Raw genomic sequence first — 24735 nt, forward strand, 5'->3', positions numbered from 1 at the left:
CCGTCGATGACAGCATGAGTATGCAGCTGCATTTTGAATATCAAAAATTCTGAGGTCGAATGATGTACAGCTCAGGAATGTTTTTTGTCTGTTTATTTTCATCCGCGATGGTGTTCACGCTGATTAATCGGCTGTTGCGCCACCGCCTGACCTGGTTATCTTCCTTGTCCGTAATGACAGCATTAGGCTGGGGGTATATTTTTCAAGGTGATTACATTGTCCCGCTGGCCGTCTTTTGCTGTTTTTATCTTTTCGCTACGTTAAAAGAAAAAGGATGGTTAAAGATCTGGCAAGCGATCGTGTTAACGCTGTTGCCCCTGTTTTTGGTGAAATTACACATTAATCATCATATCGGCATGATCGGTCTTTCTTTTATGACCTTCCGCGCTGTAGATGTATTGCTGTACCGTAGTAAAAAAGAAGGCCAGAATTTCCTGCAGTATTTCTGCTATCTTTTTATGCCCTTTATTATTCTGGCTGGCCCAATGTACCGCTGGCGGACATGGATGACCGATGTCAGTAAGCCCGTTTTTACCCTTAACCGTGAGCAATTTTTAACGGCGCTAGAACAAATTTTCATCGGTATTATTCAGAAGTTCCTGTTTGCTATGCTGATCGATTCGCTCGTCGTTCAGCCCTGGAGCCACAAGCCGTTTACGCTGACCGTGGGCATAGTAATGTCCCTCGCCTATAGCACGTATCTCTACTTCGATTTTGCGGGCTACAGCAATATGGCCATCGGCGCAGGCCGCTTATTTGGGCTGAACATTCCGGCAAACTTTACTATGCCTATTCTTGCAAAGAACCCGCAGGATTTCTGGCGCCGCTTCCACGTCAGCCTTTCTGAATGGCTGCGAGATGTGGTCTTCATGCCCATTTATATGAATCTTATGAAGTTCGTTTTTTTCCGTCAGAACAAAACGCTGGCACAAAATATCGGTATTTTTTGCACCCTCTTCTGTATGGGGGCCTGGAATGGTCTGGAACGTCATTACGTCATCAGTGGCGCGCTGTTTGGCACTATTTCTGTTGCACACAACATGCTGCTGTGGACAGCCAAACGTAGCCCAAGATTAAGCCGCGGATTGCAATATCCTGTGATGGTGTTTCTGGGGCGAATTTTGACGCTGGGAAGCGCCGCAGGCTCCCTTTATATCTTTAGTGGAATGTCACCTCTATGAAAAATCACTTGGACCTTCAGGAACTGCAGGATTTCTTACGTGCAGCTTTATTCGATCCCGAATCCCCACAGCAACGGGCAATCAGTGGCAGCGATACCGCCTTAAGCTGGCAACAACTCTCCCTCGGCGTGACGGATTGGGCGCAGCGCTACCAGCGATATCAACCCACCGATGGCACACCAGTCGTGTTATACGGTCATCAGCAGGCTGAGTTCGCCGTAGCGATTTACAGTTGCCTTCTGCACAACATCCCGTACATCCCGGTGGACTGCATTTACCCTCAGGAACGGCTTAGGGAAATATGCCATCTGGCTAATGCCCCTTACTATTACGATGTGGCGACAAAGCAATTTATCGCCACCGGTGAGGCGGGCGAGGTACTTGAGGAAAGGGATCTGGCTTATATCATGTTTACCTCTGGCAGCACGGGCAAACCCAAAGGGGTACAGATTGGGCGTGAAAGCGTATGGCACTTTATGAAATGGGTCAGCAAAGACTTTTCATTGCCGAAAAAACCGGTATTGATGAACCACGCGGTATTCAGTTTCGATCTTTCCCTCATTCCTTTACTGGCGAATCTGGCGATGGGAGGACACATCGTTCTTAATGCTAAAGAGGATATTCAGAAAGATAACTGGCTGGAGCGACTGAAAACAAATGCGGTTTCTGCCTGGGTTTCCACACCGTCTTTTGCTTATCAGCAACTGCTTTCTCCACAGTTCAACAGTGAGTATTTACCGGCGCTAAGTGTCTTTATTTTCATTGGTGAAGTATTAAACAAAGCGCTGGTGAAACAATTACGCCGCCGTTTTCCACAGGCTAAAATTCTCAACTCCTATGGCCCTACGGAAGCAACCATAGCGACAACAGTGGTTGAAATTACGGATGAGATCCTCAACAGCGACAGTGCCGTTCTGCCGGTGGGAATAATGATGCCAGACAGCAAAATGGACATTTCCGCCGAAGGAGAGCTAATCATCTGGGGTAAAAACGTAATGCGTGGCTATCTCGGACTCCCACAGGAGAACGCAGCAAAATTATTGCATCGGGAGAGTGAGGAATTTCGTGGCTACCGGACCGGCGACCTGGGTTATGAAGATGGGTTTATCTATTGCCATGGACGCAACGATAGCCAGGTCAAACTGAATGGCTACCGTATTGAAATTAACGAAATTGAAAACCGCCTGCTGGCAATGTCTGGCATTAACGAAGCAGTGGTTTTACCCCTGATGAAATCCTGTGGCAGCGTACTGCGCCTTGCCGCGTTTTGTGTAACGGATTTGGCGCCAGATGCGATCAAAACCTTGCTGACTCAGGTGGTTCCGCACTATATGGTGCCTTCACAAATTATCGTTAAAGACGCTTTGCCGCTGAATCCTAACGGCAAAATTGACCGCAAGTTGCTGGACTCATACGCCCGCACCAATTAAATACTCCAGGAAAAATTATGGAACAAGAAATTCTCGCCCTGTTTGAAAAAGTGTTATCCCGTAAGGTGGGTTTTCACGATGAACTGATTGCATCCGACATTCTCGACTCCATCCTGGCAGTCGACATGGTACTGGAAGTGCAGGACGTTTACGGCTGCATGATCCCGCCTACCGACGTTGCAACAGTTCTGAAAACCCCGGCAGACCTGGCCCGCTATATTGAAGAGAACCGTTAAACACTTCTGATGTTGATGTTGGTCTGTAGGCTCTGGACGGTCTCTCCAGAGCCTGTTTTTCAGTTCAAATGCTGATAAAGCAAAAAGCCCCGCGATATGACTATCGCAGGGCTTTTATGTCTGGCGGAAGCGCAGAGATTCGAACTCTGGAACCCTTTCGGGTCGCCGGTTTTCAAGACCGGTGCCTTCAACCGCTCGGCCACACTTCCTAAGTGAGGCGAACTATAAACACCTCTCCGCATGCTGTAAAGAGTGACCGCATTCGTTCGCTTTAAAAATAGCCAAAACGCGTTTAATCGGTTGAATAGACAACGTATCGGCCATTTTATCAGCACAAAATTCAGCGTTCATGCTCAGTGTTTTTTGATATACATGTCCCTGGTGAAATAGTATCCCAGCTTGTCCGGCGTGAATCCTCCCACCCACGGTTTGACCAGGTGCGTTCGGACATAGTGATATACCGGAATGGCAGGCACATCGCGCGCCAGCAAATCTTCCGCCTGCTGATAGAACTTACCGCGCTCTGCCGGTGTTTTGGCTTTCGCGGCGTTCACCAGCGCCTGGTCATACTCCGGATTGCTGTACTGGCTGGTGTTTTCGCTGTCACCGGTACGGAAGTTGTTCAGGAAAGTGGCAGCATCGTCGTAATCGGCAATCCAGGCGTAGCGCACTGCGTCAAAGTCGTGGGTATGCATCGTATCGAGCATCGTTTTCCACTCCTGATTTTGCAGCTTCGCCTCCACCCCAAGGTTTTTCTTCCACATCGAACTGGCGGCAATCGCGATGCGCTGGTGCGATTCAGAGGTGTTATAGAGCAGGTTAAAACGCAGCGGATGGCTGGCGTTAAAGCCGGCTTCGGCCAGCAGCTTTTTCGCTTCTTCGATACGTTTATCCATCGGCCAGCTGGCATAGTCCGGGTTCTGGAGCGTCACACCGCCAATATCTGGCTGGCTGATAAGCCACGCCGGACGCTGCCCCTGCCCTAAGACCTTCCCGGCAATGATCTCTTTATCCAGCGCCATGTTCAGCGCCTTACGTACACGCGCGTCGTTGAATGGCGGCCGGGTGGTGTTGAATTCATAGTAATAAGTGGCAAGCTGCGGGGAGACATCCAGCTGGCTACCCAGGGTTTTCTTGAGCTGGGCAAACTGGTTGATCGGCACCGTATAAACAATATCGATTTCACCTGCTTTAAAACGGTTTACATCCGAGGCCTCGGAGGTGATCGGCAGATAGGTCACCTTATTGATAACGGTATGTGCGTTATCCCAGTAGCGCGGGTTACGCTCCGCCACGATGCGCTCGTTAACCACCCACTGCGACAGTTTATACGCTCCGCTGGTGACGATATGCTCCGGTTTGGTCCACTTATCACCAAACCGACCAATCAGCACCTTATCCACCGGCACCAGCGACGGGTGGGCCAGCATGGCAAGGAATGCGGCATTAGGTTGAGTCAGCGTGACCTCAAGCGTGGTATCGTTAACGGCTTTTACACCCAGCGTATCCGGTGCTTTTTTCCCCTGAGCGATATCAGCGGCGTTAACAATATGCATGTTGCCCGGATAGCTGGCATACGGTGAGGCGGTTTTGGGGTCTGTCAGACGCTGCCAGCTCCAGACCACATCCTGCGCGGTAATCGCGGTGCCGTCACTCCATGTGATGCCTGGACGCAGATGAAAAGTCCAGACGGTGTTGTCTTTGTTCTCCCATTTTTCTGCCAGCCGTGGCTGTATTTCGCCAGTCGGAGAAACGCTAACCAGCCCTTCGAAGATATCGCTGATAATATTGAATTCGACATCGCTTTCGACTTTATGCGGGTCAAGTGAGGCCGGTTCATTACCGTTGTTTCTTACCAGTTCCTGTTTATCGGCCAGCTGTGTTCCTGCTGGCACGTTAGCCGCCCAGGTCGCCGTGCTGGCGCACAGGATCCCTGCCGTTAACAAAGAGAGTGTAAAGCGCGTGCGTGCTTGTGGTTTCATTTCCTTCGCCTTATTGTCTGTTTTTTGACGATCCGGAAATAACACTTAGCGCTCAAAGTGTAATAACGCAATATTTTTCAGTAACCTATAAGAGCTTGATCTGAATAAATGAAGCAAACCGTTGTTCATTCTGCTGAAAAGGTTTTCTGAAGAATAAACAACCAGCAGTAACGCTAACGTCCTGAGTAAAGATGGGTAAAACCACTTTGAGACTGGCGCGCCGTTTCCTATTCTTTCCGCTAATTACATCTGTCATAAGAGAGTGACTCATGGATCGTATAATTACTTCTTCACGCGACCGCACATCGCTACTCAGTACCCACAAGGTGCTGCGCAATACCTATTTCATGCTCAGCCTGACGCTGGCATTCTCGGCGATGACCGCAACGGCCAGCACCGTGCTGATGCTGCCGTCACCGGGTCTGATCCTGACGCTGGTGGGGATGTATGGTCTGATGTTCCTGACCTACAAAACTGCTGATAAACCGGTGGGTATTCTGTCCGCGTTCGCCTTTACGGGTTTCCTGGGCTATATCCTGGGGCCCATCCTCAACGCCTATCTGTCCGCCGGTATGGGCGACGTGATTGGCATGGCGCTGGGCGGTACCGCGCTGGTGTTCTTCTGCTGTTCGGCCTACGTGCTGACCACCCGTAAGGACATGTCCTTCCTCGGCGGTATGCTGATGGCAGGTATCGTGGTGGTGCTGGTAGGTATGGTGGCAAACATCTTCCTGCAGCTGCCTGCCCTGCACCTGGCGATCAGCGCCGTGTTTATTCTGATTTCATCTGGCGCAATCCTGTATGAAACCAGCAACATCATTCACGGCGGTGAGACGAACTACATCCGCGCCACCGTGAGCCTGTATGTATCGCTGTACAACATCTTTGTCAGCCTGTTGAGCATCCTGGGCTTCGCCAGCCGCGATTAATCAACAATGCTGTGAACCAGAGCCCCGCTTATGCGGGGCTTTGTTTTTTGGTACACTGCTGCGGTTTTTGACTGACGCGTGAATGATTATGTTGAGTTTTGAAGGTAAAGAGATTGAAACTGATAACGACGGTTATCTGAAAGAGAGCAGCCAGTGGAGCGAGCCGCTGGCGGAAAAAATCGCCGAAAACGAAGGTATCGCCCTCTCCCCGGAACACTGGGAAGTGGTGCGTTTTGTGCGCGAATTCTATCTCGAATTCAACACCTCCCCGGCTATCCGCATGCTGGTCAAGGCAATGGCCAATAAATTCGGTGAAGAGAAAGGCAACAGCCGTTACCTGTATCGCCTGTTCCCGAAAGGCCCGGCAAAACAGGCCACCAAAATCGCCGGCCTGCCAAAACCGGTGAAATGCATTTAGTAGCGAATACCGAAGTTAACGTATTCCCGGCCAGGTTGATGGGGTTCGGTTAAAACCTTATCAACCCGCGCGCTGCGCGGCCCACCTGCTTTCAGCCACGCCACCAGCTTTTCAACCTGCTCCGCATCACCACAGGCAACCACCTCAACGCTGCCATCATCCCTGTTTCGCGCGTATCCCGTGAGCCCCAGTTGCATAGCTTCGCGCTGCGTGCTGTAACGGAATCCGACGCCCTGAACCATGCCGTGTACCCAGGCAATTGTGCAGATTTTTGACATTTTTCTACTCCTTAACGTAGCGTTTTCGGCAAACAGCCATAATGTTGCCGGAAACGGGCAGTAAAACGAGAGCTGGAAAGATAACCACATTGTAATGCGATTTCGCCAATAGGTAACCGGGTTGACTGTAAGTGTGACAGCGCAACGGCCATCCTCACCTCCTCAACAATCTGGCGAAAACTCTGCGACTCTTCGCGTAACCGTCTGCGTAGCGTCGGCACGCTCAATGCCAGGCGGCTGGCAACGTCCTGTGCAGTCCAGGCCCTGGCGGGCGACAGCATGATGAACTGCCGCACCTGCTCGGACAGGTGGCTATTACGCTCTATAAGCAACGGCCCTGCGACGCCGTCATGTAGCAATGCCAGCAAAAGGCCGAAAGCCTGATGCTTTTGTAACGCCTCTGGTAAATCCTGACGCACGGCATGCAGCAGGTTACTCCACATAAATGCCAGCCCCTCACTCAGGGGAGCACAGAGGGAATGCAATTCTGTGCGCGGCCAGGATTTCAGGTAATGCGTTTTAAACTCCGCCAGAAGCTCCGGTGACAACATCAATAAGTCAGAGCGAAAGAGACCATTCGCGGGTTGATTTATGATCTCCAGCGGCGTATTGGCGGGAATAATGATCAGCGACGCTTTCGTCGCCACCAGGCGGTTATCGTCCTGAACAATCACTTTACTGCCGTGAGTGATATGGCAAATGGCAGGAAGAAAGAGTTTAACCTGGTGCAGGTGATGCATTTTACTGGCACTCACTTCACCGGCCGTCAAATGTTTATGTTGAAACTGGACTCCCTGCACCGTGCCATCCTTATCTGCTGTAGGTAACGGTTAAGCTGGCCTTTGCCAGGACGTGACTGTTAAGCATAAAACCCACCAGCGCGCCGCTGGCATTCCTGTCGACAGGCAATTTATCCACATCCAGCGCCCAGACGGTAAACTGATAACGGTGCGGCTTATCCCCTTTGGGCGGACATGCGCCGCCGAAACCAGAATAACCGAAATCATTACGCCCCTGCACAACCCCGGCCGGTAATGTCTCCCCCTTCGGGTTTCCGGCATCGGCGGGAAGCGTCAGCGTCTGGAGGGGAATATTGACCACCGTCCAGTGCCACCATCCACTTCCGGTAGGGGCATCAGGGTCAAATACCGTGACTGCGAAACTTTTCGTCCCGACAGGCGGATTTTTCCACGCCAGTTGTGGAGAGTGATTCCCACCGTGACACCCAAACCCGTCAAACACCTGCTGTTGCGACAACGGGCGTTCACTGGCCAGATCCTGACTGCTGATGGTGAAAGACGATGCCGCTAAAACATGAACACTGACCACCGCCAGGGTAGTTACTGCTATCGCAAGGCGCTTTCTCATTTGTGTTTCCCTTTGCTGTACCGGAAACCCTACTGTAAAGCCCATCGCAGTGCAGTACTGTGCCTAAGCGATTTGATTTTGTGCCGAAACGCTCAAAGGCATCCGCAGATGATTGCGACTTGCTGAATGTGCTACTCTACGCGCCATTTCCCTGGAATCGACAGAATAGCAAATTATGAGTGTACGTTTAGTGTTAGCCAAAGGGCGCGAGAAGTCATTATTGCGCCGCCATCCCTGGGTCTTTTCCGGTGCAGTAGCCCGTATGGAAGGCAAAGCCAGCCTCGGAGAGACCATCGATATCGTTGACCATCAGGGGAAATGGTTAGCGCGAGGCGCATATTCGCCAGCATCCCAAATCCGCGCTCGCGTCTGGACCTTTGATAAAGATGAAACGATCGATATTGATTTCTTCGTTCGTCGTTTACAGCAGGCGCAGCAGTGGCGTGATTGGCTGGCAAAGCGTGACGGTCTGGACAGCTACCGTGTGATTGCCGGTGAGTCCGATGGTCTGCCTGGCGTGACGATCGACCGCTTCGGTAACTTCCTGGTACTGCAACTGTTAAGCGCAGGGGCTGAATATCAACGTGCCGCGCTGATCAGCGCGTTGCAATCGGTTTTCCCGGAATGCGCCATTTATGACCGCAGCGATGTGGCAGTGCGCAAAAAAGAGGGCATGGAGCTGACGCAAGGTCCGGTCACCGGTGAACTGCCGCCTGCCCTGCTGCCAATCGAAGAGCACGGTATGAAGCTGCTGGTGGATATCCAGGGCGGCCATAAAACGGGTTACTACCTGGACCAGCGTGACAGCCGCCTGGCCACTCGCCAGTATGTTGCCGACAAACGCGTACTGAACTGCTTCTCCTATACCGGTGGTTTCGCCGTCTCGGCGCTGATGGGCGGCTGTGCCCAGGTTGTCAGCGTTGATACCTCTCAGGAAGCGCTGGACGTGGCGAAACAAAACGTCGAGCTGAACAAGCTGGATCTGAGCAAAGCCGAGTTTGTTCGCGATGACGTCTTCAAGCTGCTGCGTAAGTATCGCGATCAGGGCGAGAAATTCGACGTCATCGTGATGGATCCACCGAAGTTTGTGGAGAATAAAAGTCAGCTGATGGGTGCCTGCCGCGGCTATAAGGATATCAACATGCTGGCCATCCAGCTGCTGAACCCGGGTGGAGTGCTTCTCACCTTCTCCTGCTCCGGCCTGATGACCACAGATTTATTTCAGAAAATCATCGCTGATGCCGCAATAGATGCTGGTCGTGATGTACAATTTATAGAACAGTTCCGTCAGGCAGCCGATCACCCGGTGATCGCTACCTACCCGGAAGGGCTGTATCTGAAAGGGTTTGCCTGTCGCGTCATGTAACTTGAAAAGAGAAATATTGCCCGCACATAACGTGTAAGTAGTGTTTCCCGGGAGGTGACTATGATTGCCAGCAAATTCGGTATCGGCCAGCAGGTCCGCCACACTTTGCTAGGGTATTTGGGTGTGGTCGTGGATATCGACCCGGAGTATTCCCTTGATGAACCGTCAGCGGATGAGCTGGCGGTTAACGCTGAGCTTCGCGCCGCGCCCTGGTATCATGTGGTGATGGAGGGGGATGATGGACAACCCGTTCACACCTACCTTGCTGAAGCGCAGCTGAGTAGCGAACTGCAGGATGAGCATCCAGAGCAACCCACGATGGATGAACTTGCTCAGACTATCCGCAAACAGTTACAGGCCCCGCGCCTGCGGAACTAAGCGTGTAAAAAAAGCCCGATAAACGGGCTTTTTTTTATGACTTCGCCAGCCCCAGACGGGGAATCTCAATCGCCGGACATCGGTCCATTACCACCGTCAGACCGGCTTCTCGCGCCAGCACCGCCGCCTGCTCGTTAATGACACCCAACTGCATCCACAGCGTTTTCGCGCCGATGGCGATGGCCTCTTGTGCCACTCCCCACGCTGCCTCGGAATTGCGGAAAACATCCACCATGTCGACTTTTTCAGGTACCTCGTTCAGCGTGGCGTATCCCTGCTGACCGAGTAAGGTTTTACCGGCCACTTTCGGCGACACAGGGATGACGTGATAGCCCTGATCGAGAAGGTACTTCATCACCCGGTAGCTTGGGCGATCCGGTTTATCGCTTGCCCCGACCAGTGCAATCGTGCGCGTCGATGTCAGAATCTCGGCAATTTCGTTCTCTTTCATGGTTTTCCTCCAGGCTTTTTTATGAGTGTACGTCAAAGCGCACATCTCAACCATGCATCCCATGCAGATGCATGAGGGCAAAACGGCAGAATATGTCTATATGTTAGTAAACGTGATTATCGAAATATTTGGATACATTACCGCGGCCGAGTCATTTCAACAGGAGCCCTCTATGAAAACCGGCATTGCCACTGCTGTGATTGCGTTAGTGATGCCAGTTTGCGTCTTTGCGACCACGCTACGGCTTTCAACGGATATTGATCTGCTGGTGCTGGACGGAAAAAAAGTGTCCAGTTCCTTGTTGCGCGGTGCGGACAGCATCGAACTTGATAATGGGCCACACCAGCTGGTATTGCGGGTAGAAAAAACCATCGGCCTCGCTAATCATGAACAACGCATGTATATCTCTGCGCCGCTGATTGTCAGTTTTAATACCCAGCGGGTCAGTCAGGTGAACATTACCCTCCCGCGTCTTGAAACCGAAAAAGAGTCGGCGGCCTTTGACGCCTCTCCGCGCCTTGAACTGCTGGACGGGGATTCAATGCCGATTCCGGTAAAACTCGATATTCTGGCGTTAACCTCGTCCCCGAAAGGCACCGATTACGAGGCCGCGACCGAAATCTATAACAAGGCAGGCAAACGCGCTTCCCTTCCACAGTTTGCCACCAGGATGGCCGACGACAGTACGCTGCTGTCCGGTGTCTCAGAGCTGGATGTTATTCCGCCACAGTCCCAGACGCTGACGGAACAGCGTCTTAAATTCTGGTTCCAGCAGGCCGATCCTGAGACCCGGGCCCGTTTTTTACAGTGGGTAAAGCAACAACCTTCATCATAAGCCACATTTTTTTCGCCTTTCTCTTGCAGCGTCAGGCGGTTCCCGTCATCGTGTAGTCAGTTAACCTGATGGATAAGATTATGGAACTGACAACACGCACGCTACCGGAACGCAAACACATTGCTCTGGTTGCGCACGATCACTGTAAACAAATGCTGCTTAACTGGGTTCGCCGCCATCAGCCATTGCTGGAAAAGCATGCTCTCTCAGCGACCGGGACAACCGGTAACCTGATCCACCGCGAAACGGGTCTGGAGGTCAATGCCATGCTGAGTGGCCCGATGGGCGGCGACCAGCAGGTCGGCGCTCAGATCTCTGAAGGGAAAATTGATGTACTGATTTTCTTCTGGGATCCGCTGAATGCGGTTCCGCACGACCCGGATGTCAAAGCCCTGCTGCGTCTGGCAACGGTATGGAATATTCCGGTGGCGACGAACCTGTCGACGGCAGATTTCATCATTGAATCCCCGCACTTCAACTCACCGGTTGAGATCCTGATCCCGGATTATCAGCGCTATCTTTCCGAAAGACTGAAGTAGTTTTTTGCCCGGTGGCGACACGCTTACCGGGCCTGCAATATTACCGCTCCGCTATCCCGTTAAGGCTTCCTCGCCACTGGGACATCAATACTCTTCAGAATATCGACAAACACCGACGGCTCCTCTTTGTTGAACAGCAGCCACACGCGATGACGCGCGCGGGTCATCGCCACGTACAGCAAACGCCGCTCTTCGGCGTCCGGAAAATCTTCCGGGACCGGCAGTAATGCCTGTTCCATTACCGACTCTCGTGCCGGAGCCGGGAAACCATCGCTCCCCTCTTTAAGCCCCATCACTATCACATAGTCGGCCTGCTGTCCTTTGCTGGCGTGGATGGTCATAAAATCGAGCTGCAGCTTCGGCCAGCGGGTCGCGGCTTTTTCCAGCGCCGCAGGCTTAAGATGGTGATAGCGTGCCAGCACCAGAATACGTTCATCCGGCTTCGCATAGCCGCTCAGTTTGTCCAGCAGCGGCTCCAGCTGATCGTCCGCCAGCAGGGTAACGGCTTTTTTGTCCCCGGCCCGGAGGCTATTTAGCGGTTTTGCCAGCTGATGCGGGTTCTGCTGGATAAAGCGGTTAGCAACTTCACCAATCCGGGAATTGAAGCGGTAGGTGGTATCCAGATCGCTGCGATCGCCTTCGCCAAAATAGTGATGGAATGCAGTCGTCAGGGAGAGCTGTGCCCCGCTGAAGCGATAGATAGCCTGCCAGTCATCGCCCACCGCAAACAGCGAGGTATGTTTATTTTGCGCCCTTAACGCCGAGAGCAGCGCGGCACGTTGCGGCGAGATATCCTGGAATTCATCCACCAGGATATGCTTCCACGGGCTGACAAAACGGCCCTTCTCAAGAATGATAATGGCCTGATGGATCAAACCGGAGAAATCGACGGCATTTTCCTCTTTCAGCGCGGTTTTCCAGGCTTTCAGCATCGGGGCCATCAGCTTGACCCGCTTCGAAAACAGGGCGCGGATCGTCTCCGGCGCGCTTTCAATCATCTCGGCCTGCGATCCGCCGTGCATCCGCATCAGGCTAACCCAGCGGTCGAGGCGAGAGCCCAGGCGACGAGCCAGTTTTTCATCCTGCCAGAAATTGCCTTCCGGTACGTCCCAGTTGAGTTCTTCTTCCAGCCACTGACGCCACCCTTTAGCCTGCGCCTTTTTCTCACTGCACTGCTGACGCCACGTCTTAATGAACAGCGCCTGACGCGCCTGCGTGTCGTTTTCCAGCTTGCTGATGGCAGGCACTTTTTTACTGCCCTGCTGAATGATATGCAGCGCCAGGGCATGGAAGGTTCTGGCGGTAATATCCCGGGTATGCAGGCGTTCCTGTATGCGTTCGTCCATCTCCTCGGCCGCCTTACGGCCAAACGCCAGCAACAGTATCTGGTCGGCAACAGCCTCACCCGTTGTCAGTAGCCAACCCGCACGGGCCACCAGCACCGACGTTTTGCCGCTTCCGGCACCCGCCAGCACCAGCAGGGAGTGCTCGCCGTTAACCACGGCGCGCGCCTGTGCAGGGTTAAGCGGTGAAGATTCAACCGTGCTGAAAAAGTCGGCATAACGGGTCAGCATGGCATCTGTCCACGCCTGGTTGTGCGCCAGCCGGCTCTTGTCTGTATCGCCAAGCCAGGCCTGACACTGACGCCAGGCGTCACGGCAATTGTCGAACTCGTCAAGACGCGTCACGGATAACGGCAGTGCCGCCAGCGCCTGCCTAATCTTTTGCTGCAACCCGGCCGTCTGCTGGCGGGTGAGCCACATTTGTTGCTCGTTACTTTGTGCAATATCATCCAGTACCTGCTGCAGTACCTGAGCGGCAATCACGCTCATATCCTGGCTCCACTGCTGCCAGAGCATATTCAGGTGATGATGGAAGCGCTGGGTCTCAGCCCACTCGGTGCCGTGAAGGCGCACGACTTTATCGTCAGGCAGGACAAACTCCAGTTCGCCCCAGACCAACCCGCGTTTACAGTGGATAGCCAGCAGTTGATTAAACGGAATGAGGTATTCGTGGCGTTCTCCGGAGACTTTCACTCCGGCATTAAGGAGGACAACCCTGTCGTAGGGGTGTTGCGCCAGGCGTTTGCCTAATGATGTTGCTTTCAGTTCCATGTCCAGCCGAATCCACGAAGAGATAATTTACCTGACAGTTTAACTGCCAGTTTTAAGGTGCTCCAGCCTAAAAAACGTTACAATCACTGGGCGTTAATCATATCGAAAGGAACTGAGGGTTTATGCGTACTGTTCTGAATGTTTTGAATTTTGTGTTAGGCGGTTTTGCCACCACTCTTGCCTGGCTTTTTGCCACGCTGGTGAGCATCGTCCTTATTTTTACGCTCCCCCTGACCCGCCCCTGCTGGGAAATCACCAAACTCTCTTTCATCCCGTACGGGAATGAAGCCGTCCACGTTGACGAACTGAACCCGGAGAGCAAAAACGCACTGCTGAACACGGGAGGCACGGTCCTCAATATTCTGTGGCTGGTTTTCTTCGGCTGGTGGCTGTGTGTGATGCATATCTTTGCCGGTATTGCCCAGTGCATATCCATTATTGGTATTCCGGTAGGGATCGCGAACTTTAAGATTGCCGCCATCGCGCTTTGGCCAGTCGGGCGCAGGGTCGTTCCGGTAGAAGTGGCACAGGCGGCACGTGAAGCAAACGCGCGTCGTCGTTTTCAGTAAATAAGGACTGGCCGTGCTTATGCTAAGCCCACTGCTTCGCCGTTATACCTGGAACAGCATCTGGCTTTATAACGTCAGAATATTTATCGCCCTTTGCGGCACGGTTGCCCTGCCGTGGTGGCTGAATGACGTAAAACTCACCATCCCGCTCACGCTGGGAGTGGTTGCGGGGGCGCTGGCGGATCTGGACGATCGCCTTGCCGGGCGCCTGCGTAATCTTGTGATTACGCTGGTCTGTTTTTTTATCGCGTCAGCCTCCGTGGAGCTGCTCTTCCCCTGGCCCTGGCTGTTTGCCATTGGCCTTACGCTCTCTACCAGCGGGTTTATTTTGCTTGGCGGCCTTGGGCAGCGCTATGCCACTATCGCCTTTGGTGCCCTGCTGATCGCCATTTACACCATGCTGGGTGTTTCCCTTTACGATCAATGGTACCAGCAACCCATACTGCTGTTGCTGGGGGCCATCTGGTATAACCTGCTGACGTTAACCGGGCATCTTATTTTTCCGGTTCGCCCTCTTCAGGACAACCTTGCCCGCAGCTTTGAGCAACTGGCCCACTACCTTGAGCTAAAATCCCGGCTCTTCGATCCGGATATCGAGGAGGAGAGCCAGTCTCCGCTCTACGATTTGGCTCTGGCCAACGGTCAACTGGTCGCCACACTTAACCAGACGAAAGCCTCACTGCTTACCCGTCTGCGGGGCGATCGCGGTCAGCGCGGAACGCGAAGAACCTTGCACTACTATTTCGCGGCGCAGGATATTCATGAGCGTGCCAGCTCCTCGCACGTTCAGTATGCTGCCCTGCGTGAGAAGTTCCGCTACAGCGACGTGATGTTCCGCTTCCAGCGCCTGCTGTCGATGCAGTCTCAGGCGTGCCAGCAGCTGGCACGCTCCATTTTGCTGCGTACGCCCTATCAACATGACCCGCGCTTCGAACGCGTATTTAGCCATCTTGATGCGGCGCTCGATCGCGTTCAGGCCAGTGGAACATCGCCGGAACATATTAAAGCATTGGGATTTTTGCTGAATAACCTGCGGGCGATAGATGCTCAACTGGCTACCATTGAATCCGAGCAGGCGATGGCGCTCCCCGATAAAGATGTGGAGAATCAGCTTGCTGATGACAGCGTGCATAGCTTCAGCGATATGTGGCTGCGACTGAGCCGCAACTTTACGCCGGAATCGGCACTGTTTCGCCATGCGGTGAGGATGTCACTGGTGCTGTGCGTGGGTTATGCCATCATTCAGATAACCGGGTTACATCACGGTTACTGGATCCTGCTGACCAGCCTGTTTGTTTGCCAGCCAAACTATAACGCCACCCGCCACCGCCTTGCGCTACGTATTATTGGTACGCTGGTGGGCGTCGCTATTGGGCTGCCGGTGCTCTATTTCGTGCCCTCTGTCGAAGGCCAGCTGATCCTGATCGTGATCACCGGTGTGTTGTTCTTCGCCTTTCGTAATGTGCAGTATGCGCATGCCACAATGTTCATCACGCTGCTGGTGCTACTCTGCTTTAACCTGCTGGGTGAAGGATTTGAAGTGGCCCTGCCCCGCGTGATAGATACGCTGATTGGCTGCGCAATCGCCTGGGCGGCGGTCAGTTTTATCTGGCCGGACTGGCGGTTCCGTAATTTACCGCGTGTGGTAGACAGGGCGATGAATGCGAACTGTCGATACCTTGATGCCATCCTTGAGCAGTATCATCAGGGTCGCGATAACCGTCTGGCTTATCGTATCGCGCGTCGCGATGCGCATAACTGTGATGCTGAACTGGCTTCGGTGGTCTCTAACATGTCCACGGAGCCTCGCGCCACGGCAGAAATTCGGGAAACGGCTTTCCGCCTGCTCTGCCTGAACCATACCTTCACCAGTTATATTTCGACGCTGGGTGCGCACCGTGAGAAATTGACTCACCCGGCCATCCTCGCCCTGCTGGATGACGCCGTATGCTATGTCGATGACGCGCTTCATCACCGACCAGCCGATGAGCCTCGCGTTCAGCACGCGCTGGATGAACTGGCTCAGCGTATTACGCATATTGACCCGGGAAGCGACAGCAAAGCACCGCTGGTTCTTCAGCAGATTGGCCTCCTTATCGCTCTGCTGCCAGAAATTTGCCGACTGCAACTGCAGATCGCTACCTGGAGGAGTGATTCTCCTGTGGCTCAGGCAGCGCATTAAACCACTCCGTTAACTCCCGGCGAATTCCCGCCGGGAGTGCCGCTTCATGAAGTCCGGCGATGGCCCCTTCCAGCGCGAAGAGCACTTTAATGCTGAGCGCTTTATTTTTCGCCCGCATCTTTAGCCAGCTCGCACGGGCACCCAGCTCCCGCAGCGTCTCTTCATCAGTGATTCCGGCTTCAAAGAGCAGCACTTCAAGCTGAAAGGTGAGATTGGGCAAGTCCTTGAGGCGGTTTCGCCGATCACGCTGCGAACGCTCTTTTCGTGCCGCATTGAGCGCGAACGAGGAGAGTTGAAGCAGCCGTTCTCTGTCCTGCCACAGTCCGTCATCGACACGATAATAATTGAGCAGCACCGGTCGACCCCGTTTCATCAGGGTTAAGAATGACGAGGCATTTTTTACACAGTATTTTGCACTTTCCTCACAGGCCCGGAGATACAGTTCCCCGTCGGAGACCATAGCGAAGACGGCATCATCTACGGCCAGGGTATACCCCCCGAACAACGCACGATGGTGGATTTCACCTAAGGGTGAAAGGTATTCCTGGGATTTATAAATCCGTTCATAAGATATCTTTTTCATGATATTTCCCTTCAAAATCATAAAGTAACAACGAAATTTCTTACTAGCGGATCCGTTAGCAGGAAAATAGGCAACTTATCGTCGTTGAGCAAGATGATTTTTCCAGGCGCATCAATAATGAATGAATTTTGCGAGTCGCTTTCCGAAAATGAGGTTGATCTTTATGCATACAGGGGTTACTGTATATCCATACAGTAACTACAGGGCTGGAATGAATATGTACACTTCAGGCTATGCAAATCGCTCAACCTCTCTCTCTTCTTCCGCTGGCAATGTCACGCAGAATTCCACCGGGCGTGTTTCGACAGGGCTTATCAGTGAAGTGGTTTATCGTGAAGACCAGCCCCTGCTCACTCAACTTCTGCTGTTGCCGTTATTACAACAGCTTGGTCAGCAGTCGCGCTGGCAGCTTTGGCTGACGCCTCAACAAAAACTGAGCCGTGAATGGGTGCAGTCCGCGGGCCTGCCGCTGACAAAGGTCATGCAAATTAACCAACTCTCTCCCTGCGATACCGTGGAATCGATGATCCGGGCGTTACGTACGGGGAATTACAGCGTGGTGATTGGATGGTTATCCGACGAATTGACCGATGAGGAACATTTTCGACTGACTGAAGCGGCTGAAGAAGGTAGTGCGATCGGGTTGATCATGCGTCCGGTTCGACCAGATTCTTATCGCAGAGGACAACTTTCTGGCCTAAAAATTCACTCAAATTTGTATCATTGAGGAAAATTAAGATTATTCCTGGAATTTTTTTTTGACCACAAGATGCGATTTTAGTTCCAGGCGCCAAAACTGCGGCAAGGCTTGTCTGGTGCGGTTCTCCTTAATTTTATTGCACAAAACTCGTTCGAAAAATGTTAAATAATCGGTATACGGAACTTTTTTTTTCATATGCCTGACGGACTTCACACTTGTAAGTTTTCAGCTACGTTGTAGACTTTACATCGCCAGGGGTGCTCGGCCTAAGCCGAAGATATCGGTAGATTTATATTTGACCACGCCCCCCGGTGAAGGATTTAACCGTGAATCTCTATTGAGACCTTCATGGCGAATTTTGGATGATAACGAGGCGCAAAAAATGAAAAAGACAGCTATCGCGATTGCAGTGGCACTGGCTGGCTTCGCTACCGTAGCGCAGGCCGCTCCGAAAGATAATACCTGGTATGCAGGTGGTAAACTGGGCTGGTCTCAGTTCCATGACACCGGCTGGTACAACAGCAGCCTGAACAACGATGGCCCTACTCACGAGAGCCAGCTTGGTGCAGGTGCGTTCGGTGGCTATCAGGTTAACCCGTATGTTGGTTTTGAAATGGGTTACGACTGGTTAGGTCGTATGCCATACAAAGGCGACAACGTAAACGGCGCTTTTAAAGCTCAGGGCGTACAGCTGACCGCTAAACTGGGTTACCCAGTAACTGACGATCTGGACGTGTACACTCGTCTGGGCGGCATGGTATGGCGCGCTGACTCCAGCAACAGCATCGCTGGCGACGACCATGACACCGGTGTTTCCCCAGTATTCGCTGGTGGCGTTGAGTGGGCTATGACCCGTGATATCGCTACCCGTCTGGAATACCAGTGGGTTAACAACATCGGCGACGGCAACACCGTTGGTGTTCGTCCGGACAACGGCATGCTGAGCGTAGGTGTGTCCTACCGTTTCGGCCAGCAGGAAGATGCAGCGCCAATCGTTGCTCCAGCGCCGGCTCCAGCTCCAGAAGTACAGACCAAGCACTTCACTCTGAAGTCTGACGTTCTGTTCAACTTCAACAAAGCTACCCTGAAACCAGAAGGTCAGCAGGCACTGGATCAGCTGTACACCCAGCTGAGCAACCTGGATCCTAAAGACGGTTCTGTAGTGGTTCTGGGCTTCACCGACCGTATCGGTTCTGACGCTTACAACCAGAAACTGTCTGAGAAACGTGCTCAGTCTGTTGTTGATTACCTGATCTCTAAAGGTATCCCAGCTAACAAGATCTCCCCACGTGGTATGGGCGAAGCTAACCCAGTTACTGGCAACACCTGTGACAACGTTAAAGCTCGCGCTGCACTGATCGACTGCCTGGCTCCAGATCGTCGCGTAGAGATCGAAGTTAAAGGCATCAAAGACGTTGTAACTCAGCCAGCGGCATAAGTTATCGTCTTATAAAAAAACCCCGCACTGCGGGGTTTTTTATTATCTGAATCTCAAGTAAACAAAAATCTATTTCTTACCCAACAGAGCCTGAAGATCATTCTTCAGCGTCGACATCTGGTTGGCGTACTTCTCTTTATGCTCGGCATCTTCAATCAACTGCACTATCGTTTCTGACAGCGTTTTCCCACGCCGTTGCGCAAGCCCTGCCAGACGTTGCCAGACCATAAACTCAAGGTCGATGGATTTTTTGCGAGTGTGCTGATGCTCCGCATTAAAATGCCGTTTGCGACGCGCACGAATAGTTTGCTTCATCCGGTTTAACAACGCAGGATTAATGTGTTTCTCAATCCAGCCGTTAACTTGTACCGGTTCATTTTCGAGGGTCAGCAAAATATCCACGGCTTCTTGCGCTGCGCTGGCTTCGATGTAGCAGGTGATCAGCTCCCCTTCACGGTGCTTTTTGACCAGGTACTTCCATTTCCAGCCGCTTTCGAGATTTTCCAGTTGTTGATATTTCATTGCGATCTCAGTGTTACCACGTAACTCTGTTCAGAATATCAGTTTTTTGGCAATCTGCTGAAAAGAAATCATATCCTGTGAGTGAATGCAGCCAATCGCCCTGCCGAAATGCCCAATCCTGCTTGGGTAGAGCCCCCCGCTTACGGTATACTCCACGCTTTTACATCTAACTAAAAAACATCAACTTTGACCATTACGAAACTTGCATGGCGTGACCTCGTTCCGGATACCGAGAGCTATCAGGAACTGTTTGCACGACCCGATCTCGCAAAAGAACACGAATTCATCCTTAGCGATACGCAACCCCGTTTGCATTATGCGCTGGAGCAGGTGTTAAGCCCCTGGGCAACATCACCCTTCATGATGCTCAAGGCCCCGGAAGAAGCGGAATATCTGACGCTTCTGGGTGATGCCATGCGCCAGTTGCGACCGCAAGCGAACGCCGTCTTTGGCGGCCAATATCGTATCGCGGGACATGATGTCACATTCGAACCGGCAGAGCAGCCCGACGACCGCTTTGCTGCCAGGGGTGAGGTGATTACCGCTAACTGGGTCGAGGCTGAACAACTCTTTGGTTGTCTGCGCCAGTTTAACGGTGAGCTCTCGCTGCAACCAGGGCTGGTGCACCGCGCCAATGGCGGCGTACTGATCATCTCGTTGCGCACCCTCCTCTCACAACCTCTGCTGTGGATGCGCCTGAAAACGGTGGTTAGCCAGCAGCGTTTTGACTGGGTTGGCTACGACGAGTCTCGTCCCCTGCCTGTCTCAGTTCCTTCAATGCCGCTGTCGCTGACCGTGGTGCTGACGGGTGATCGTGAATCGCTGGCTGACTTCCAGGAGATGGAGCCCGAACTGGCTGAGCAGGCGGTCTACAGCGAATACGAAGATAACATCCAGATTACCGATGCCGATGATATGGCACAGTGGTGCCAGTGGGTGTTGAGCGTTGCGGAACGTTTCGCACTGCCAACGCCGGCCGCCGACGCCTGGCCTGGTTTGATCCGCGAAGCGGTTCGCTACACCGGTGACCAGGAGACGCTGCCGCTCTGCCCGCTCTGGATCGGCAAGCAGTTACGTGAAGTGGGTGTCGTCAGCGGTAACGGCGCATTCACCGGTGAGCAGCTTACCCAGATGCTGGCGCAGCGTGAGTGGCGTGAAGGCTATCTTGCTGACCGTATGCAGGATGAAATTCTGCTGGAACAAATTCTGGTTGAGACCGAAGGCGAACGTATCGGGCAGATCAATGCCCTGTCGGTGATTGAATTCCCCGGCCACCCGCGCGCTTTCGGGGAACCTTCCCGCATCAGCTGCGTTGTGCATGTCGGTGACGGTGAGTTCACTGATATCGAACGCAAAGCCGAGTTGGGCGGCAACATTCACGCTAAAGGCATGATGATCATGCAGGCGTTCCTGATGTCAGAGCTGCAGCTTGAGCAGCAAATCCCCTTCTCCGCCTCGCTGACGTTTGAGCAATCATACAGTGAAGTCGATGGTGATAGCGCCTCTATGGCGGAGCTGTGCGCCTTAATCAGCGCCCTGGCAGAAGTGCCAGTTAATCAGAACATCGCGATCACCGGCTCGGTCGATCAGTTTGGTCGTGCGCAGCCAGTGGGTGGTCTGAACGAAAAGATTGAAGGCTTCTTCTCGATTTGTCAGCAGCGTGGGTTAAACGGCAAACAGGGGGTGATTATTCCTGCCCCTAACGCGCGCCATTTGAGCCTCAGCCAGGACATTCTGGATGCCGTGGAACAGGAACAATTCACCATCTGGGCCATCGAAGGCATTGATGATGCACTACCCTTACTGACAAACCTGGTATGGGACGGCGAAGGGCAAACAACCCTGATGCAGACTATCCAGGAGCGCATTGCTCAGGCGACGCAGCAGGATGCTCGTCATCGTTATCCCTGGCCGTTACGCTGGTTAGGCTGGTTTAGTTCAAACTGATCGGACTTGTTCAGCGTACACGTGTTAGCTATCCTGCGTCCTTCACTAAAATAAGGCTTACTGAGAACATGGTAGATAAACGCGAATCCTATACAAAAGAAGACCTTCTTGCCTCTGGTCGCGGTGAACTGTTTGGCGCTAACGGCCCACAGTTACCGGCCCCGAACATGCTGATGATGGACCGTGTCGTGAAAATGACCGAAACCGGCGGCAACTTCGATAAGGGTTACGTAGAAGCAGAACTCGATATCAATCCGGACCTGTGGTTCTTCGGTTGCCACTTTATTGGCGATCCGGTAATGCCTGGGTGTCTGGGTCTGGATGCAATGTGGCAGCTGGTTGGCTTCTATCTGGGCTGGCTGGGTGGTGAAGGTAAAGGCCGTGCGCTGGGTGTGGGCGAAGTGAAATTTACCGGACAGGTTCTGCCTACTGCGAAGAAAGTGACCTATCGTATTCACTTCAAACGCATCGTTAACCGCCGCCTGATTATGGGCCTGGCAGATGGCGAAGTGCTGGTAGACGGTCGTCAGATTTATACCGCAAACGACCTGAAAGTGGGTCTGTTCCAGGACACTTCCGCGTTCTGATTTCGCGTTGAGCGACCCCATAAAGGCGAAACCTCCGCAGTGCGGAGGTTTCTTTTTTTGAAAGAGACGTTATCAGGCTATGAGTGCCCTGTCGCCGATGGCTTCTCGCCAGCCTCCAAGCCATTGTGACCTTTGATTTATCGTCTGATAAGGACACATTTCTTTAGATCGTCCAGCGATGCCGGCCTGATAACCACGTTGATGAGCCCGTTCCAGGCGATCTCGTTTCTGTCTCTTCATGCCTCGTTTCCCTCATTCTTTTGTCTGGTGGAAAGAAAACAGTTTCTGCACAAACTTGCGCAGGCACAGATAACGAATACCCCGAATTAGTCGCAGCGTCAATGTTCAAAATTCATACGGGTGTCATATTTGTGAGCTACCTGGAAGATCATTTGTACAAAAATTGTGACCCGGCACAAGTAACGGTCTGAAGTGAAACTGAAAAAAAAACCGCAATCAGCAACAGGCCGACTGCGGTTTTTACCGATGAATTTTACTTATGGCAGCCGGGAAATCTCCCTGGCGATGCTGGCCGACTCTTGCGCCCACCCCTGGGCCAGCACTTTCACCATTTCATCGTAGCCATCTTTCTGCTGTTTCAGCTCAAGATGGAAAGGACGCTTAATCATCTGGCCCTGATGGTTCAGCAACCACTCTCCGCTAATCACCACCGCACCGTCATAACGGCCATGGAAACCCGTAACCGTGACGTTCAGCGTATCCTGGTCGTTACCCAGCGGCTGCGACGCGACAACCCAACCCGGAAGCTGGCTGCCCAAATTGGCCACCAGCGTGTTGCGCAGCTGCTGATCCAGCGGGCTGGCCCACAGGTTGTTTGTCGCAATCACGTATTTTACGTCGCTGGTCTGGTAGACCACGCCGTTGCCTGCCAGATAATCCGGCACGGCAACCTGCTCAACCCACAGCAGACGGTTTCCCTGACTGGCGGTACTTTGTACCCCGTTTTGCGCTGCAAGAGGCAACTGATAGTAGCTCTTGTTCTCCACGCCTGAACTGCACGCCGTTAACAGCAGAGCGCCAACCATTAATAGCCATTTATTCATTCTTTTGCCCTCTTAGGCTCAGGATCCTTTTTATCTTTCGCTTCGAACACCAGCGCGTTGCTCTTCTCATTGAGCGTTTTCAGAACCGGCTGCAGTTCACGCAAGACCTGATCAAGACGTTGCATATCTGCCACCATCTTGTTGTACGCCGCCGAGCCAGGCTGGAAGCCCTGCATACTGCGGTTAAGCTCACGCAGCGTTTTCTGCATATCCTGCGGCAGCTGCTGCATACTCTGGCTTGCGGTGATCTTGTTGATATTATCCAGCGTGGTTTGCAGGCGACGCATCGTTGCCTGACTTTCGCTGAGCGAACTGGTCGCGGCTTCAATCATCGGATTCAGTGGCAGATTGTTAATCTTATCCAGTGTCTCCATCAGACGCTGCTGGATCTGTGCCAGGCCGCTGCTCACCGTCGGGATGATCTTATAACCACCGAACTCCCGGATACCGGTAATCGGCGGGGCTTTTGGATAGAAGTCCATATCCACATACAGCGCACCGGTCACCAGGTTGCCCGTCTTCAGCGACCCACGCAGACCCCGGTTCATCAGTTCGGTAATATGCGTACCAATATCCTGATTCTCGCCAATCTGGTTGAGCAGACGTTCCGGCTCAATGCGAATCAGTACCGGAATGCGGTAATCGTCATCCAGTACCTGCTGCAGACCCGGTACAAAGAACGGAACTTGCCCCACCGTACCCAGGCGAATGCCGCGGAATTCAACAGGCGCGCCCGGCTGAAGGCCACGGACGGAATCTTTAAAGAACATCAGGAAGTCGATGTGATCGGTATAGAGTGCGTCCTGAATGCTGCGTTGATCGTCAAAAAGCCTGAACGCCGTTTTCTCTGCAACCGGCTGTCCCAAATCTTGCCCTTCCGGCACATCAAAGCTTACACCGCCACCAAACAGCGTGGTCAGGGAGCCCATCTCCACGCGCATTCCCGCTGACGTCAGATCAACCGCGATCCCGCTGTCCTTCCAGAAACGGACGTTGCTGGTGACCAGCCGATCGTTTGGCGCGTTGATGAACAGCTGATAGCTGATGGTGCGCTTTTGCGGATCAAAGGTACTTGTTTCAACCGATCCCACGCGATAACCGCGGAACAGCACGGGATCGCCCGCCGTTAACTGGCCCGCTTTTTTACTGTCCAGGATCACGCGGATGCCTTTCGCATCTGGCGGCGCAAGCGGTGGTGAGTCAAGCAGTTGGTATTGCGCCGGCTGGCTTCCTTTTTTACCCGGCTGCAGTTCAATGTAGGCACCGGAGAGCAGCGTACCTAAGCCGCTGATCCCTTCACGTCCTACCTGCGGCTTGACCACCCAGAAAGCTGAATCACCGTGCAGCAGTTTTTCCATGCCCGCGTTCAGGCGTGCCTTGATTTCCACATGGGTTAAATCGTCGGTCAGGGTTGCGCTTTCAACCACGCCCACATCGACGCTGCGGCTTTTGATGGTCGTTTTACCGCCCTCAATCCCCTCGGCATTGGTGGTGATGAGCGTCACTTCCGGTCCCTGATGGCTGTAATGATAAAACAGGATCCATGCACCGATCAGCGCGGTCACGATGGGGAAAATCCACACCGGCGACCAGTTTTTGACCTTCTGCACTTTCGCCTCTCCACTCTTATTTTCCATG

26 protein-coding genes and 1 tRNA gene are annotated in these 24735 nt (G+C 52.9%); 15 read left to right on the forward strand and 12 right to left on the reverse strand.

Features of this window, described 5'->3' with window-relative positions:
- The first annotated feature begins 62 nt into the window (after window positions 1–62).
- The 3 genes from HV157_RS05170 to HV157_RS05180 are packed head-to-tail and all read left to right on the forward strand — an operon-like array spanning window position 63 to window position 2847.
- On the forward strand, window positions 63–1181 hold the full coding sequence (locus HV157_RS05170) for an MBOAT family O-acyltransferase (protein WP_151712552.1): 1119 nt from the start codon (window positions 63–65) through the stop codon (window positions 1179–1181).
- Complete coding sequence (locus tag HV157_RS05175) at window positions 1178–2611, forward strand: AMP-binding protein (protein ID WP_182268433.1); 1434 nt, start codon at window positions 1178–1180, stop codon at window positions 2609–2611. The genes HV157_RS05170 and HV157_RS05175 overlap by 4 nt, the downstream gene beginning before the upstream one ends.
- A gap of 17 nt (window positions 2612–2628) precedes the next feature.
- Entirely contained in the window at window positions 2629–2847 is a 219-nt protein-coding gene (locus tag HV157_RS05180) for an acyl carrier protein (protein WP_151712528.1), read from the forward strand.
- 121 nt (window positions 2848–2968) lie between these two features.
- Here the strand turns inward: HV157_RS05180 and HV157_RS05185 are convergent.
- Window positions 2969–3056: transfer RNA gene (locus HV157_RS05185), tRNA-Ser, on the reverse strand.
- Between the two features lie 144 nt (window positions 3057–3200).
- A complete protein-coding gene (locus HV157_RS05190) occupies window positions 3201–4829 on the reverse strand; it encodes an ABC transporter substrate-binding protein (protein ID WP_182268432.1) in 1629 nt (542 codons plus the stop codon).
- Window positions 4830–5098: 269 nt separating this feature from the next.
- Here HV157_RS05190 and yccA point away from each other — a divergent pair, with 269 nt between their 5' ends.
- Together yccA and tusE are read left to right on the forward strand one after the other, a co-directional pair.
- Window positions 5099–5758, forward strand: coding sequence for an FtsH protease modulator YccA (gene yccA, locus HV157_RS05195; RefSeq protein WP_014169445.1), 660 nt, complete (start codon window positions 5099–5101; stop codon window positions 5756–5758).
- Between the two features lie 88 nt (window positions 5759–5846).
- A complete protein-coding gene (gene tusE / locus HV157_RS05200) occupies window positions 5847–6176 on the forward strand; it encodes a sulfurtransferase TusE (RefSeq protein ID WP_020884782.1) in 330 nt (109 codons plus the stop codon).
- On the opposite strand, the gene yccX is transcribed toward tusE, so the two are convergent.
- From yccX to HV157_RS05215, 3 genes are read right to left on the reverse strand one after another with little or no spacing between them, the layout of a single operon-like run.
- Window positions 6173–6454: an acylphosphatase gene (gene yccX, locus HV157_RS05205; RefSeq protein ID WP_020884783.1), complete on the reverse strand. Its 282-nt coding sequence runs from the start codon at window positions 6452–6454 to the stop codon at window positions 6173–6175. The genes tusE and yccX overlap by 4 nt on opposite strands.
- Before the next feature lie 11 nt (window positions 6455–6465).
- Window positions 6466–7254, reverse strand: a complete 789-nt coding sequence (locus tag HV157_RS05210) for an AraC family transcriptional regulator (RefSeq protein WP_020884784.1) — start codon at window positions 7252–7254, stop codon at window positions 6466–6468.
- Between the two features lie 10 nt (window positions 7255–7264).
- On the reverse strand, window positions 7265–7822 hold the full coding sequence (locus HV157_RS05215; protein ID WP_134179008.1) for a kinase inhibitor: 558 nt from the start codon (window positions 7820–7822) through the stop codon (window positions 7265–7267).
- A 175-nt stretch (window positions 7823–7997) separates the two neighbouring features.
- On the opposite strand from HV157_RS05215, the gene rlmI reads away from it, so the two are divergent.
- Both rlmI and hspQ read left to right on the forward strand, forming a co-directional pair.
- Window positions 7998–9188, forward strand: a complete 1191-nt coding sequence (gene rlmI, locus HV157_RS05220; protein WP_040017081.1) for a 23S rRNA (cytosine(1962)-C(5))-methyltransferase RlmI — start codon at window positions 7998–8000, stop codon at window positions 9186–9188.
- A 60-nt stretch (window positions 9189–9248) separates the two neighbouring features.
- A complete protein-coding gene (gene hspQ / locus HV157_RS05225) occupies window positions 9249–9566 on the forward strand; it encodes a heat shock protein HspQ (protein ID WP_013097248.1) in 318 nt (105 codons plus the stop codon).
- A gap of 34 nt (window positions 9567–9600) precedes the next feature.
- Here the strand turns inward: hspQ and HV157_RS05230 are convergent, their stop codons facing one another.
- The gene (locus HV157_RS05230; protein ID WP_025204532.1) at window positions 9601–10017 is read right to left on the reverse strand and encodes a CoA-binding protein; all 417 of its coding nucleotides are present in this window, start codon (window positions 10015–10017) and stop codon (window positions 9601–9603) included.
- 172 nt (window positions 10018–10189) lie between these two features.
- On the opposite strand from HV157_RS05230, the gene HV157_RS05235 reads away from it, so the two are divergent.
- On the forward strand, window positions 10190–10852 hold the full coding sequence (locus HV157_RS05235) for a DUF2057 family protein (RefSeq protein ID WP_041162938.1): 663 nt from the start codon (window positions 10190–10192) through the stop codon (window positions 10850–10852).
- Window positions 10853–10932: 80 nt separating this feature from the next.
- Window positions 10933–11391 (forward strand): methylglyoxal synthase, encoded by a 459-nt coding sequence (mgsA, locus tag HV157_RS05240; RefSeq protein WP_020884788.1) that lies wholly within the window; start codon window positions 10933–10935, stop codon window positions 11389–11391.
- Window positions 11392–11450: 59 nt separating this feature from the next.
- On the opposite strand, the gene helD is transcribed toward mgsA, so the two are convergent.
- The gene (helD, locus tag HV157_RS05245; protein WP_150344201.1) at window positions 11451–13505 is read right to left on the reverse strand and encodes a DNA helicase IV; all 2055 of its coding nucleotides are present in this window, start codon (window positions 13503–13505) and stop codon (window positions 11451–11453) included.
- A 122-nt stretch (window positions 13506–13627) separates the two neighbouring features.
- Between helD and HV157_RS05250 the strand changes: the two genes are divergently transcribed.
- Together HV157_RS05250 and yccS are read left to right on the forward strand one after the other, a co-directional pair.
- Window positions 13628–14074, forward strand: coding sequence for a YccF domain-containing protein (locus HV157_RS05250; RefSeq protein ID WP_182268431.1), 447 nt, complete (start codon window positions 13628–13630; stop codon window positions 14072–14074).
- Between the two features lie 19 nt (window positions 14075–14093).
- Window positions 14094–16256: a YccS family putative transporter gene (gene yccS / locus HV157_RS05255; RefSeq protein WP_020884791.1), complete on the forward strand. Its 2163-nt coding sequence runs from the start codon at window positions 14094–14096 to the stop codon at window positions 16254–16256.
- On the opposite strand, the gene HV157_RS05260 is transcribed toward yccS, so the two are convergent.
- Window positions 16213–16839: a TfoX/Sxy family DNA transformation protein gene (locus HV157_RS05260; protein ID WP_020884792.1), complete on the reverse strand. Its 627-nt coding sequence runs from the start codon at window positions 16837–16839 to the stop codon at window positions 16213–16215. The two genes, yccS and HV157_RS05260, sit on opposite strands and share 44 nt — an antisense overlap.
- 217 nt (window positions 16840–17056) lie before the next feature.
- Between HV157_RS05260 and sulA the strand changes: the two genes are divergently transcribed.
- Window positions 17057–17566, forward strand: a complete 510-nt coding sequence (sulA, locus tag HV157_RS05265; RefSeq protein ID WP_032677816.1) for an SOS-induced cell division inhibitor SulA — start codon at window positions 17057–17059, stop codon at window positions 17564–17566.
- Window positions 17567–17921: 355 nt separating this feature from the next.
- A complete protein-coding gene (gene ompA, locus HV157_RS05270; protein ID WP_020884794.1) occupies window positions 17922–18977 on the forward strand; it encodes a porin OmpA in 1056 nt (351 codons plus the stop codon).
- 69 nt (window positions 18978–19046) lie between these two features.
- On the opposite strand, the gene matP is transcribed toward ompA, so the two are convergent.
- Entirely contained in the window at window positions 19047–19499 is a 453-nt protein-coding gene (matP, locus tag HV157_RS05275; protein WP_014169429.1) for a macrodomain Ter protein MatP, read from the reverse strand.
- A gap of 186 nt (window positions 19500–19685) precedes the next feature.
- Here matP and HV157_RS05280 point away from each other — a divergent pair, with 186 nt between their 5' ends.
- Window positions 19686–21446 (forward strand): Lon protease family protein, encoded by a 1761-nt coding sequence (locus tag HV157_RS05280; RefSeq protein ID WP_047955309.1) that lies wholly within the window; start codon window positions 19686–19688, stop codon window positions 21444–21446.
- 68 nt (window positions 21447–21514) lie between these two features.
- Window positions 21515–22033 (forward strand): bifunctional 3-hydroxydecanoyl-ACP dehydratase/trans-2-decenoyl-ACP isomerase, encoded by a 519-nt coding sequence (gene fabA, locus HV157_RS05285; protein ID WP_014169427.1) that lies wholly within the window; start codon window positions 21515–21517, stop codon window positions 22031–22033.
- A gap of 72 nt (window positions 22034–22105) precedes the next feature.
- On the opposite strand, the gene rmf is transcribed toward fabA, so the two are convergent.
- The 3 genes from rmf to pqiB all read right to left on the reverse strand — a co-directional run bounded on the left by rmf (window position 22106) and on the right by pqiB (window position 24734).
- Window positions 22106–22273, reverse strand: a complete 168-nt coding sequence (gene rmf, locus HV157_RS05290; RefSeq protein WP_013097261.1) for a ribosome modulation factor — start codon at window positions 22271–22273, stop codon at window positions 22106–22108.
- Window positions 22274–22530: 257 nt separating this feature from the next.
- Complete coding sequence (gene pqiC, locus HV157_RS05295; protein ID WP_025204538.1) at window positions 22531–23097, reverse strand: membrane integrity-associated transporter subunit PqiC; 567 nt, start codon at window positions 23095–23097, stop codon at window positions 22531–22533.
- Window positions 23094–24734, reverse strand: a complete 1641-nt coding sequence (gene pqiB / locus HV157_RS05300) for an intermembrane transport protein PqiB (protein WP_020884796.1) — start codon at window positions 24732–24734, stop codon at window positions 23094–23096. The genes pqiC and pqiB overlap by 4 nt, the downstream gene beginning before the upstream one ends.
- Window position 24735 lies beyond the last annotated feature (1 nt).

This window comes from Enterobacter sp. RHBSTW-00318 (assembly GCF_014101375.1).
In the GTDB taxonomy this organism is placed as follows: domain Bacteria; phylum Pseudomonadota; class Gammaproteobacteria; order Enterobacterales; family Enterobacteriaceae; genus Enterobacter; species Enterobacter ludwigii.

Excerpts from the sequence above, each read along its gene's own strand:
- ompA (WP_020884794.1), top strand. The coding sequence starts at position 17,922 with ATGAAAAAGACAGCTATCGCGATTGCAGTGGCACTGGCTGGCTTCGCT.
- HV157_RS05180 (WP_151712528.1), top strand. The coding sequence starts at position 2,629 with ATGGAACAAGAAATTCTCGCCCTGTTTGAAAAAGTGTTATCCCGTAAG.
- yccX (WP_020884783.1), bottom strand. The coding sequence starts at position 6,454 with ATGTCAAAAATCTGCACAATTGCCTGGGTACACGGCATGGTTCAGGGC.
- matP (WP_014169429.1), bottom strand. The coding sequence starts at position 19,499 with ATGAAATATCAACAACTGGAAAATCTCGAAAGCGGCTGGAAATGGAAG.
- fabA (WP_014169427.1), top strand. The coding sequence starts at position 21,515 with ATGGTAGATAAACGCGAATCCTATACAAAAGAAGACCTTCTTGCCTCT.
- sulA (WP_032677816.1), top strand. The coding sequence starts at position 17,057 with ATGTACACTTCAGGCTATGCAAATCGCTCAACCTCTCTCTCTTCTTCC.
- hspQ (WP_013097248.1), top strand. The coding sequence starts at position 9,249 with ATGATTGCCAGCAAATTCGGTATCGGCCAGCAGGTCCGCCACACTTTG.
- rlmI (WP_040017081.1), top strand. The coding sequence starts at position 7,998 with ATGAGTGTACGTTTAGTGTTAGCCAAAGGGCGCGAGAAGTCATTATTG.
- rmf (WP_013097261.1), bottom strand. The coding sequence starts at position 22,273 with ATGAAGAGACAGAAACGAGATCGCCTGGAACGGGCTCATCAACGTGGT.
- HV157_RS05260 (WP_020884792.1), bottom strand. The coding sequence starts at position 16,839 with ATGAAAAAGATATCTTATGAACGGATTTATAAATCCCAGGAATACCTT.
- mgsA (WP_020884788.1), top strand. The coding sequence starts at position 10,933 with ATGGAACTGACAACACGCACGCTACCGGAACGCAAACACATTGCTCTG.
- yccS (WP_020884791.1), top strand. The coding sequence starts at position 14,094 with ATGCTAAGCCCACTGCTTCGCCGTTATACCTGGAACAGCATCTGGCTT.
- yccA (WP_014169445.1), top strand. The coding sequence starts at position 5,099 with ATGGATCGTATAATTACTTCTTCACGCGACCGCACATCGCTACTCAGT.
- tusE (WP_020884782.1), top strand. The coding sequence starts at position 5,847 with ATGTTGAGTTTTGAAGGTAAAGAGATTGAAACTGATAACGACGGTTAT.
- pqiB (WP_020884796.1), bottom strand. The coding sequence starts at position 24,734 with ATGGAAAATAAGAGTGGAGAGGCGAAAGTGCAGAAGGTCAAAAACTGG.
- HV157_RS05190 (WP_182268432.1), bottom strand. The coding sequence starts at position 4,829 with ATGAAACCACAAGCACGCACGCGCTTTACACTCTCTTTGTTAACGGCA.
- HV157_RS05215 (WP_134179008.1), bottom strand. The coding sequence starts at position 7,822 with ATGAGAAAGCGCCTTGCGATAGCAGTAACTACCCTGGCGGTGGTCAGT.
- pqiC (WP_025204538.1), bottom strand. The coding sequence starts at position 23,097 with ATGAATAAATGGCTATTAATGGTTGGCGCTCTGCTGTTAACGGCGTGC.
- HV157_RS05250 (WP_182268431.1), top strand. The coding sequence starts at position 13,628 with ATGCGTACTGTTCTGAATGTTTTGAATTTTGTGTTAGGCGGTTTTGCC.
- HV157_RS05235 (WP_041162938.1), top strand. The coding sequence starts at position 10,190 with ATGAAAACCGGCATTGCCACTGCTGTGATTGCGTTAGTGATGCCAGTT.
- helD (WP_150344201.1), bottom strand. The coding sequence starts at position 13,505 with ATGGAACTGAAAGCAACATCATTAGGCAAACGCCTGGCGCAACACCCC.
- HV157_RS05230 (WP_025204532.1), bottom strand. The coding sequence starts at position 10,017 with ATGAAAGAGAACGAAATTGCCGAGATTCTGACATCGACGCGCACGATT.
- HV157_RS05170 (WP_151712552.1), top strand. The coding sequence starts at position 63 with ATGTACAGCTCAGGAATGTTTTTTGTCTGTTTATTTTCATCCGCGATG.
- HV157_RS05175 (WP_182268433.1), top strand. The coding sequence starts at position 1,178 with ATGAAAAATCACTTGGACCTTCAGGAACTGCAGGATTTCTTACGTGCA.